This window comes from Mycobacterium vicinigordonae (genome assembly GCF_013466425.1).
Lineage (GTDB): Bacteria > Actinomycetota > Actinomycetes > Mycobacteriales > Mycobacteriaceae > Mycobacterium > Mycobacterium vicinigordonae.
This window is the reverse complement of sequence record NZ_CP059165.1, coordinates 3685450-3697094: the sequence shown is the minus strand read 5'-3', so window position 1 is coordinate 3697094 and position 11645 is coordinate 3685450. Positions and strand designations below refer to the sequence as shown.

Genomic DNA, 11645 nt, shown 5'->3' with positions numbered 1-11645 from the left:
AATCAGACATCTGGGCGAGGACGGCAGTCGCCGCGGTGCGTGAGGGTGATCAGAGGGGCTCCAACTGGGCACGGCGCCACTTAGATCTGAGGGATCGAAGCCATGTCGTATGTCTTGATCGGCCAGGAAGCACTCGCAGCGGCAGCCACCGAGGTGGCAGGTTCCGCCCCGAGTTCGGGGAATGTGCCGGCGGCTGCGGTGGTACGGGTGGTCGGGGCGGCGCCGATGGAAACGGCAGCGTCAACGGCGCCCGCGCTGACGGTGCCGAACTCTGTGAGCCGTGATCGAGTGGCCGGATCGACATCAGCGACCGCTCAAAGTCTTGATACATCGTGAATATCGTTGCCCGACAGCTTCGTTCGCGTGCGAGAGATATGGAGTGGCCCGTGCCCGAAGGTTCTGAACGCATCACCGTCGTCATCGCCGACGATCATCCGGTGGTGCGGCTCGGTGTTGTGTGCGCCCTGATGTCCAGCGGGCGGGTGGAGGTTGTCGGTCAGGCCGCCGATGGACGCGCTGCGCTCGAAGCTGTCCGCAAACATAAGCCCGCAGTCGCACTTCTGGACTACCGAATGCCGAACCTGGATGGCCTCGAGGTCACCCACGCGATTACCCGCGACGGGCTGCCCACCAGCGTGCTGTTGTTGAGCGCCTTCGATGACAGCCAGGTGGTCTATAAGGCACTGGCCAAGGGGGCTTCGGGGTACTTGACCAAGGAAGCCGACAGCGACGAGATTGTGCAGGCAGTGATCAAGTGTGCTGAGGGTGACGCGTATTTGCCACCGGGCATCGCCAGGGGATTGGCCGCCGAAGTCAAACGGCGCGGTAGAGGTGCCACGACGTCACTGACCGCGCGCGAGACCCAAGTCATCACGATGATGGCGGAGGGGCTATCGGTTCCCCAGATCGCTACGCGCCTGCATCTGGCGCGTAGTACCGTCAAGTCCCACACCCGCAGCCTCTACGACAAATTCGGTGTTTCTGATCGCGGGGCCGCAGTCGCCGAAGCGATGCGGCGTCGACTTCTCGAATGATGTGACGGTGGCGATTTCATTTCGGTTCCACCACATCGCTCGCGCTTTCTCGCTACCAGTCGAGAATTCGCTGTAACGACACCGAGTTGAGAAGTCCCGAAAGATTCGAACCGACGTTTCCGAGCCCCGAGTCAAAAGCTGCCTCGGAAATAGAGGGACCGGTATTGACGAAGCCGGAAATCGTGTTTCCGAAGTTTGCTAATCCTGATTCTAGTTGGCCGTCGTTCAGATAACCGGAGTTACCCGGACCGCCGGCGTTATTCAGCCCGGACGTGTTCGCGAAGCTGTTTGCGATGCCCGAGAGGGGTCCATCGCCGGAGTTGAAGAACCCCGATGCGCCGCCGCCACCCGAGTTGAAGAAGCCAGATGAGGGCTCATCGCTTGAGTTGAAGTATCCAGGGCTTTGCTGGAATTGGAAGCCGAACGTGCGTGAATCCAGGGCGCCGCTGTCCGCGAGGTCGAAGGAGTTCGACAATACCTCGTTGATCGTAGTCGCAGGTACAAGTATGGCTGCGTCGATGGTCCGCCCTGGTATCGGAGTGTCATACACCGGAATTGTCACCGTGTCGCAGCGGTAGTAGGGGTATTCCCAGTATGGGTAGCACACGGTTTGCTCTAATTTGACCTTGACCGGGATATCCGAGATATTGATGTCGCCGTGCGTGATCTCACTGAGAGTGCCGGTCACAGGAATCTCGATATCGGCGTTGATGTCGTAGTGCCACGGAATCTCGGGAATGGTTGAGGAGTATCCGAATGAAGCCAAGCCCTGGTAGTCGCCGCGCCACAGTAGTCCGTTACTGTAATTGCCAGTAATGAATGCGCCGGTGTTGACGTTGCCTGAGTTTGCCAGCCCGGTATTTGAGTTGCCGGCGTTAAAGAAGCCGGTGTTGTAGTTGCCAGGGTTGAACCACCCGCTGTTGTAGCTGCCGCTGTTGAAGCTGCCTGTGTTGGTGCCGCCGGTGTTGTAGTTGCCGGTGTTGTAGTTTCCGACGTTGGCGATGCCGGTGTTGGCAACGCCGACGTTGAGCAGCCCGGTGTTGGCCACGCCGGGGTTGAACAAGCCGGTGTTGTATTCGCCGGAGTTGCCGATGCCCCAGTTGCCGTTTCCGGAGTTGAACAGCCCGATGTTGTTGGTGCCGGAGTTGCCAATGCCGATATTGCCGGTGCCGGAGTTGAGCAGACCGAAGTTGGCCGTGTTGAACAGCGCGATACCGACCTGGTCGTTGCCGGTCAGGCCGATCCCGATGTTGTTGTTTCCGGTGTTGGCGATGCCCAGGTTGGAGTTGCCGACGTTGGCCAGTCCGATGTTGCCGATTCCGGTGTTGGCTAGGCCGTGGTTGAGGTTGCCTAGGTTGGCCAGGCCGACGTTGTGGCTGCCATGGTTGCCGCTGCCGATGTTGTAGTCGCCGAGGTTGGCCGAGCCCAGGTTGTAGTCGCCGAGGTTTCCCAAACCGATATTGACGGGAGAGTGGACCGCGGCGCCGTTGAAGAAGACCCCGGACAGGTCGGTGCCGGTGTTGAGCAGGCCAGAGATATTGGCCGCGGTGGCCAGGTCGCTGGCGGTCGTGTTGAAGACGCCGGAGATGGTATTGCCGAAGTTGAGCAAACCTGATTGCAGGGCGCCGACGTTGCGGAATCCTGAGACTCCGCCGAGGGCTCCATACGAGACGTTTTGCCATCCCGAGGTGTTGATGCCGGAATTGCCAAATCCCGAAACGCTGCCAGCGCCGGTATTGAAAAATCCCGAGGACGGCGCGGAAGTGGAGTTCCCGTATCCGGGATGACCGCCGAAATCAATGATCGGGATCGTGATCGGACCCAGGCCGCCCGCTCCGCCGATACCGATCACGGTTGAGCCATCGGGGTTACCGATGTTGAGTGCCAAGGTCGGTTGGTCTCCGAAACTGATGATGATGGGGTCGCCGGCGTCCTCGCCGAAGATGCTGATCGGACCGATTGAGCCGGTTACCTGTCCCTCCAATCCGCTGTCGAGACCGCTGAACGTGATGGTGGGGATCTTGACGGGATTGATCTGTATGTCGGTGATGCTCATTGTGAGCGGCACATTGACGGGGATCGAGATGTCGAAGAACGCGCCGATCTTGGGAATTGTGACGGCGTAATAGGCGCCGTATTGGCCTTGGTTGTCGCCGCGCCAGAACATGCCGTTGTTGAGGTTGCCTGTGTTGAAGAATCCGGTGTTGATGTTGCCCGTGTTGGCGATGCCGGTGTTGAGGCTGCCGCCGTTGAGCAGTCCGGTGTTGGTGTTGCCGCCGTTGAGTCCGCCGGTGTTGAAGCTGCCGGTGTTGTAGTTGCCGGAGTTGTAGTTGCCGGCGTTGCCGATGCCGGTGTTGGCGATACCCGAGTCGAGCAGTCCGGTATTGATGTTGCCGGAGTTGAAGAGGCCGGTGTTGAGGGTGCCGGTGTTGGTAAATCCCCAGTTGTTGGTGCCGGAGTTGGCGATGCCGATGTTGCCATCGCCAGAGTTGAACAGCCCGATGTTGTTGGTGCCGGAGTTGCCAATGCCGACATTGCCGGTGCCGGAGTTGAGCAGACCGAAGTTGGCCGTGTTGAACAGCCCGATACCGACCTGGTCGTTGCCGGTCAGGCCGATGCCGATGTTGTTGTTTCCGGTGTTGGCGATCCCGAGGTTGGAGTTGCCTGCGTTGGCCAGGCCGATGTTGCCGATTCCAGTGTTGGCCAGGCCATGGTTGAAGTCGCCCAGGTTGGCCAGGCCGATGTTGGCGTCGCCGAGGTTGGCCAGGCCGAAGTTGTGGTTGCCGTGGTTGGCGCTGCCGATGTTGTAGTCGCCGATGTTGGCCGAGCCCAGGTTGTAGGCGCCGAGGTTGCCCAAACCGATGTTGAGGTTGGTCAGATTGCCCGGGACGAGGTCGTTGTGGGCGATGCCCGACAGCCCGGTACCGCTGTTGAAGACGCCCGAGATGGTGTCGCCGAAGTTGAGCAGGCCCGACTGCAGGGAGCCGGCGTTGCGGAAGCCCGAGACCCCGCCCAGCGAAGCGTTCTGCCACCCCGAGGCGCTGGCGCCGGAGTTACCGAAACCCGAGGCACTGCCGGTTCCGGAATTGAAGAACCCCGACGATGGCGCGGTCGTGGAATTCCCGAAACCTGGCGCTGCCGGAATATCGATGAAATTGATGTCGATGGGCCCCACGCCGCTGTGGATGCTAACCGGGATCGTCGTGTCGGGTCCGCCGATCTGAATATCGATCGCGGGTAGTAGGCCGGTGATCGCCGGAATGAAGATGCCGTCGAAAGTGATGCTGAGGTACGACGAGTCAAGCCCGGAAATTGTGAAGGGTGCAATAGTGATGGGGTAGAGGACGATACTGGTCATGTCGGTGCTGATCGGGATATTCAATGGAATCTCGAAACTGGCATCGATAAGCGTGAATTCGGGAATGTGTATTCCGGCATGGAAACCGTGTAGTCCCTGATAGTCGCCGCGCCAAAAGAATCCGTTGTTGTAGCTGCCGGTGTTCAAGGCTCCGGTGTTGACGTTTCCGGAGTTCAGGTGGCCGGTGTTGTAGTCGCCAGAGTTGAACCCACCCGTGTTGTAGTCGCCGCCGTTGCCGCTGCCGGAGTTGAAACTGCCCGTGTTGTACAGCCCGGAGTTGTAGCTTCCGACGTTTCCGACACCGGTGTTCGCGACACCGGTGTTCGTCAGACCGGTGTTGAACGACCCGGGATTGAGGACGCCGGTGTTGCCGCTGCCCGGGTTCCACAGACCCGAGTTGTAGCTGCCAGCGTTGGCGGCCCCGATGTTGCCGGTGCCGGCGTTTCCGATGCCCCAGTTGCCGGCTCCGGCATTACCGATCCCGGTGTTGCCGTCGCCGGAGTTGAAGAAGCCGATGTTGTTGTTTCCGGAGTTGAACAGCCCGATGTTGCCGTGTCCGGAGTTGAGTGCCCCGATGCCGATTTGGTCGTTGCCGGTCAGGCCGATGCCGATGTTGTTGTTGCCGCTGTTGCCCAGTCCTAGGTTGGAGTTGCCGTAGTTGGCCAGCCCGATGTTGCCGTGTCCGGAGTTCCACAGGCCGTGGTTGAGGCTGCCGAGGTTTCCGAAGCCAATGTTGGCGTCGCCGAGGTTGCCCCAGCCCCAATTTCGATTGCCGTGGTTAGCGATTCCGAGGTTGAGATCACCGATGTTGGCCACGCCGAAGTTGTGACTGCCGATGTTTGCGCTGCCGAGATTGTAGGCGCCGATGTTGCCGTTGCCCACGTTCAAGCTGCCGTCGTTGCCGAGACCCAGGTTCGAGATGGCGAAGCCGCTGAGCAGCCCGGAAAGGTTGCTGCCCCTGTTCGCTAGGCCGGAGATATTGGCGGCCGTCGCCAGGTCCGCAGTGCTGGTGTTCAACCACCCCGAGACGGTGTTGCCGACGTTCTTCGCCCCTGACACCAGGTCGCCGACGTTCCGGTAGCCCGACACGCCCGTGCCGCCGGTACCGAGGTTGAGGAATCCTGAGTTGTTGGCGCCGATATTGCCGAATCCCGACGAACTGCCCGTGCCGGAGTTAAAGAAGCCGGACGACGGGCTGGTAGTGGAGTTCCCGTAGCCCGGTGTCCCGCCCAGGTCGACGATCGGAATCCTAATCGGGCCGATACCGCCGCCGCCGGTCAGACTCAATGTTGTGGTCGGTCCTCCGATTACGGTGTCTATCGAAGGTAGGGATAACGTTATGTTGCCGAATGTCACAGGGCCAACGCTGATGAGTTCGGTGGTACCGGTTCCGAGGACGTTGATTTCAGCGGTGTACTCGGGGATGGTGAATCCCTGAACCGCCACCGAACCCAGTGAAATGCTTATCGGGATATTTATCGGAATCGATATATCGAGATTGAACGGAATGGCCTCGTCCGGGATAGAGATTGTGTAGTTGAAGCCGTAAAGCCCCTGATAATCGCCGCGCCAGAGCAGCCCGTTATTCATGTTGCCGCTGTTGAGGATGCCGGTGTTGATGTTTCCGGTGTTGAGGATGCCGGTGTTGATGTTTCCGGTGTTGAGGATGCCGGTGTTGGTGTTGCCGGCGTTGAAGCCGCCGGTGTTGAAGCTGCCGGTGTTGAACTGTCCGGAGTTGTAGTTGCCGGGATTGAACAGGCCGGTGTTGGTGGCGCCGGCGTTGAACAGGCCGGTGTTGGTGGCGCCGGAGTTGAACAGGCCGGTGTTGAGGTTTCCGGTATTGCCGAGGCCCCAGTTGTTGGTGCCGGTGTTGAACAGGCCGACGTTGTTATCGCCGGTGTTGAAGAAGCCGATGTTGTTGGTTCCGGAATTGAACAGGCCGATGTTGCCGTGTCCGGAGTTGAGTGCTCCGATGCCGATTTGGTCGTTGCCGGTCAGGCCGATGCCGATGTTGTTGTTGCCGGTGTTGGCCAGGCCTAGGTTGGAGTTGCCGGTGTTGGCTAGGCCGACGTTGAAGGTGCCGGTGTTGGCGATGCCGTGGTTGAGGGTGCCGAGGTTGGCGATGCCGCGGTTGGCATCTCCGAGGTTGGCGATGCCCCAGTTGTGGTCGCCGTGGTTGGCGATGCCGAGGTTGTGGTCGCCGAGGTTGGCGATGCCGAGGTTGTGGTCGCCGAGGTTGGCCAGGCCGAGGTTGGTGATGATGGTGGCGGGGTGCTGGAAGGCGCCGGCTAGGTGGGTGCCGGTGTTGGCCAGGCCGGACAGGTAGGCGGGGGTGGCCAGGTCGGTGCTGGCGGTGTTGTAGATCCCGGAGACGGTGTTGCCCCAGTTGAGGAGGCCGGATTGCAGGGACCCGGCGTTGCGGAAACCGGAGACCCCGCCCAAGGAGCCCACCGCGGCGTTCTGCCAGCCCGAGGCGTTGGCGCCGGAGTTGCCGAAACCTGAGGAGCTGCCGGTTCCGGAATTGAAGAACCCCGACGACGGACTGCTCGACGAGTTCCCATACCCGGTAGCGCCACCGAAGTTGAACAACGTCCATTCGGCTGGGCCGAGACTGGCGGAAATCGGGATGACGATCGTCGTCGAGCCATCCGCCTGTCCGATCTGGATGTGCGGTGCTGGTCCGTTGATGTAGAGCGGCGGGATGGTGAGGGAGTTGATGGTGCCGCGCAGAACCGGAATGGGGCCGATCTTGGTTGTCGTGCCGAAGGGAATGTCGTCGACGGTGATTCCGCTGAAGACGGTCGTAGTGAACTCGATGTTGATCGGGATGTTTACGGGGATCGTGGCCGTCAGATTCAGGGAGATCTCCGGGAATGTGATGGCGTAGTGAGCGCCGTAGTGGCCTTGACTTTCGCCGCGCCAGAGCAGCCCGTTATTCATGTTGCCGCTGTTGAGGATGCCGGTGTTGATGTTTCCGGTGTTGAGGATGCCGGTGTTGATGTTTCCGGTGTTGAGGATGCCGGTGTTGGTGTTGCCGGCGTTGAAGCCGCCGGTGTTGAAGCTGCCGGTGTTGAACTGTCCGGAGTTGTAGTTGCCGGGATTGAACAGGCCGGTGTTGGTGGCGCCGGCGTTGAACAGGCCGGTGTTGGTGGCGCCGGAGTTGAACAGGCCGGTGTTGAGGTTTCCGGTATTGCCGAGGCCCCAGTTGTTGGTGCCGGTGTTGAACAGGCCGACGTTGTTATCGCCGGTGTTGAAGAAGCCGATGTTGTTGGTTCCGGAATTGAACAGGCCGATGTTGCCGTGTCCGGAGTTGAGTGCTCCGATGCCGATTTGGTCGTTGCCGGTCAGGCCGATGCCGATGTTGTTGTTGCCGGTGTTGGCCAGGCCTAGGTTGGAGTTGCCGGTGTTGGCTAGGCCGACGTTGAAGGTGCCGGTGTTGGCGATGCCGTGGTTGAGGGTGCCGAGGTTGGCGATGCCGCGGTTGGCATCTCCGAGGTTGGCGATGCCCCAGTTGTGGTCGCCGTGGTTGGCGATGCCGAGGTTGTGGTCGCCGAGGTTGGCGATGCCGAGGTTGTGGTCGCCGAGGTTGGCCAGGCCGAGGTTGGTGATGATGGTGGCGGGGTGCTGGAAGGCGCCGGCTAGGTGGGTGCCGGTGTTGGCCAGGCCGGACAGGTAGGCGGGGGTGGCCAGGTCGGTGCTGGCGGTGTTGTAGATCCCGGAGACGGTGTTGCCCCAGTTGAGGAGGCCGGATTGCAGGGACCCGGCGTTGCGGAAACCGGAGACCCCGCCCAAGGAGCCCACCGCGGCGTTCTGCCAGCCCGAGGCGTTGGCGCCGGAGTTGCCGAAACCTGAGGAGCTGCCGGTTCCGGAATTGAAGAACCCCGACGACGGACCCGCCGTCGAATTCCCGAAACCCGGCCCGCCCGGGATATTGATGATTTCGATGGTGCCGCCCTGCAGTAAGCCCTCGATCGCGGCCCCAAAGACAGTCGACGGCCCGCCGAGCGCAATGGTCACCGTCGGTTCGGTGATCGTGGACGAAGACACGTAGACGGGACCGACGTAGAAATCGCCGTTCAAATACGAGCGTTCGAAGATGAACGGCGGGATCTCGTGCACTTGGCCGCCGAGGACTATGGTCTGGTTTAGCGGCTTGATGGACGAGGTATCGATCGGAATGGTTGGAATTTCGATCCCCACGTGAAGACTGATCTGGCCCTGATTGTTCTCACTTATGAAAAAACCGTTGTTGAAATTTCCGCTGTTGAAAGCGCCGGTATTGACATTGCCGGTGTTCAGTAGACCGGTGTTGTAATCACCTGGGTTGAACCCGCCGGTGTTGTAGCTGCCAGTGTTGTAGTTACCGGAGTTGAAGCTGCCTGCGTTCAGGAAGCCGGAGTTATAGCTACCTGTGTTGCCGAAGCCGGTATTGCCGATGCCTGCATTGAGGATGCCGGTATTGAAATTCCCGGTATTACCAATCCCGGTATTGCCGACACCTGGGTTGCTGAAACCCCAGTTGGCGATGCCGGAATTGCCGATGCCGACGTTTCCGGTGCCGGAGTTGAAGAATCCGATGTTGCCAGTACCGGAGTTGAACATGCCGATGTTGCTGGTGCCGGAGTTGAACAGTCCGAGGTTGTCGGTGTTGATCAGGCCGATGCCGATCTGATCGTTGCCGGTCAGGCCGATTCCGACATTATTGTTGCCGCTGTTTGCGATACCGAAATTCGAATTTCCGACGTTGGCGAAACCGATATTGCCGGTACCGGAGTTCCACAATCCGTGGTTGTCGATGCCGAAGTTTCCGGAGCCGATGTTGTCCTCGCCGAGGCTGCCTAGCCCGATGTTGCCGAACCCGCTGCTGCCTAAACCGACGTTACTGTTGCCGATATTTCCCGAACCAATGTTTGTGTTGCCGACATTGGCGCTGCCGAGGTTGAAGCTGCCGATGTTTCCGAGCCCGAAGTTGAAGTTTCCGATGTTTCCCAGACCGACGTTTCCGGAGCCCACGTTGGCCACGCCTAGGTTGGTGAGGGCTGAACTGAGCCGGGCTAGTGGTTTGGCCGCGGCCTGGGCGGCCAGTGCGATCGGTTGGGCGGCGGCTGCGGCCGGTACCGGACTGGTCGCGGTCGGCCCCGCGTGGAGCTGGCGGAATTGTTTGATCGTCGACGCGATTGCCGAGGAATCGGCGTGGTAGCCGAACATCGCCGCGACGTCCTGGGCCCACATCTGCTCGTACTCGGTCTCGATGGCAGCGATCGCGGGCCAATTCTGGCCCAGCACGTTGGACCTCGCCAGCCCAATCAGCTGGGCGCGGTTGGCGGAGATGACTGCCGGGTGCACGGTCGCGGCTTGGGCCGCCTCGAACGCCGCTGCGGCCAACCGGGCCTGAGTCGCGGCCTGCTCGGCCTGCTCTGCCGCCGAACTGAGCCACTTGGCATACGGGGCGGCGGCGTTCATCATCGCCGCCGCAGCGGAGCCCTGCCACGACGAGGTCGTCAGCGCTGAGGTCAGGGCGGAAAACGACAGTGCGGACGTACCCAGCTCGGCGGCCAACCCCTGCCAGGCCTTCGCCGCGGCCAGCATCGGTCCCGCTCCAGCGCCGCCCAGCATGCGCCGCGAATTGAGCTCGGGCGGCAGCCGGGCAAAATCCATCGCATCTCCCTGATTTCAAACAGCTTCCCAACGTTTCGACTGCGGGTGGCTGTGGCTGATCGGACGGATACTGGGCAGCGTCGAGACGAATCACCGCAATTCATAGCTGAATTTCGGGAATTCGCAACCACCTTGATGCGGCAGTGCCATCCCCGTTTCCACCGGAAAACGACGCCGGTCCGCGTCCGCAGTTTCGTCGAAATATATTCTGCAACAACAATTTTCGAGTCAGTTGCCAGAGTCGGCGGCTCGGCATTCGGAGTCGGCCGCACAACGTCGTCTCCCCCGATAGGGGGAGAAAAGTTCACCCCAAAAATCGGCCATCAACCCGAGGCGCAGCGGACTCTCGGGGGCAAAAGTGTTCAGTGGATTGGTGGTTCGATACAACGTAACGCGTGGGCGAGGCCGAAAGAAGCGATGGTCAATGGGGTTGATAGCAAAGAAGTGTCGGCTAGTCCAGCGGACAAAACCGAGGTGCTAGCCCGATGGGCTCTGGCGGTTGTTCACTGCCGATGCCACCGCGTCGGCGAGCGACGCGAACCCGCCCTCGTGCAGTCGGCGAGCGATGCCGTCGTGAATATCCTTGGCCCACAAACCGCCGCCGTAGATGAAGCCGGTGTAACCCTGAAGCAGCGATGCGCCGGCGGTGATGCGCTCCCAGGCGTCTTCGGCGGTTTCGATGCCGCCGACGCTGATCAGCACCAAGCTGTCGCCGACCCGCTGGTAGAGCCGGCGCAGAACCTGCAGCGAACGACGCGCGACCGGTGGGCCGGAGATGCCGCCCGCTCCCAGCGCGTGGACCCCCGGCGTGCGCAGTCCGTCGCGCGAGATCGTGGTGTTGGTGGCCACGATGCCGGCTAACCCCAGTTCCACGGCAAGATCGGCAATTTCGTCGATCTCGGGGTCGGTGAGGTCGGGCGCGATTTTCACCAGCACGGGTGTCTTGGCCGATTCGGCAAGTACGGCGGACAGGATCGGTCGCAGCGATTCGACAGCCTGCAAATCGCGCAGTCCCGGCGTGTTCGGCGAGCTCACGTTGACCACCAGGTATGACGCCAGCGGAGCTAGCAGCCGGGCGCTGGCCCGGTAGTCCGCGACGGCGTCGGCGGCGGGCGTTGCCTTGGTCTTGCCGATGTTCACCCCGAGCGGCACGTCGAGGGGGTGCTGTGCCAGTCGCGCGGCGAGCGCGCCGGCACCGTGGTTGTTGAAGCCCATCCGGTTGAGCAGGGCGCGGTCGTCGGGCAACCGGAACAGCCGGGGTGCCGGGTTGCCGGGCTGGGGGTGGGCGGTGACGGTGCCGATCTCGGCATAGCCGAATCCCATTGCGCCCCAGATAGATAGACCGGTGCCGTCCTTGTCAAACCCGGCGGCCAGCCCGAGCGGTCCGGGAAACCGCACTCCGAATACGGTGCTGGCCAGGATCGGATCGCTCGGCCCCAGTCGACGGCTCAGCGCCCGGCGCGCCGGGGCGGTGGACGTGGCAGCGCGCAGCGCGCCGAAGGCCAGGGTGTGCACGCGCTCGGCCGGTACGGCGAACAACACGTTTCGCAACAGGCGGTAAATCCGGTGCGCGTCCTCGTGCGCTGGTGCCTCCG

At 61.5% G+C, this 11645-nt stretch carries 4 protein-coding genes; 2 read left to right on the top strand and 2 right to left on the bottom strand.

What is annotated here, in order from left to right:
- Nucleotides 1-102: 102 nt before the first annotated feature.
- Nucleotides 103-336: a hypothetical protein gene (locus tag H0P51_RS16670; RefSeq protein WP_180913900.1), complete on the top strand. Its 234-nt coding sequence runs from the start codon at nt 103-105 to the stop codon at nt 334-336.
- A gap of 50 nt (nt 337-386) precedes the next feature.
- On the top strand, nt 387-1034 hold the full coding sequence (locus tag H0P51_RS16665; protein ID WP_281373699.1) for a response regulator: 648 nt from the start codon (nt 387-389) through the stop codon (nt 1032-1034).
- Between the two features lie 52 nt (nt 1035-1086).
- Here H0P51_RS16665 and H0P51_RS16660 read toward each other — a convergent pair whose 3' ends face one another.
- The gene (locus H0P51_RS16660; RefSeq protein WP_180913898.1) at nt 1087-10050 is read right to left on the bottom strand and encodes a PPE family protein; all 8964 of its coding nucleotides are present in this window, start codon (nt 10048-10050) and stop codon (nt 1087-1089) included.
- Nucleotides 10051-10527: 477 nt separating this feature from the next.
- Complete coding sequence (locus tag H0P51_RS16655) at nt 10528-11613, bottom strand: quinone-dependent dihydroorotate dehydrogenase (RefSeq protein ID WP_180919022.1); 1086 nt, start codon at nt 11611-11613, stop codon at nt 10528-10530.
- Nucleotides 11614-11645: the final 32 nt, after the last annotated feature.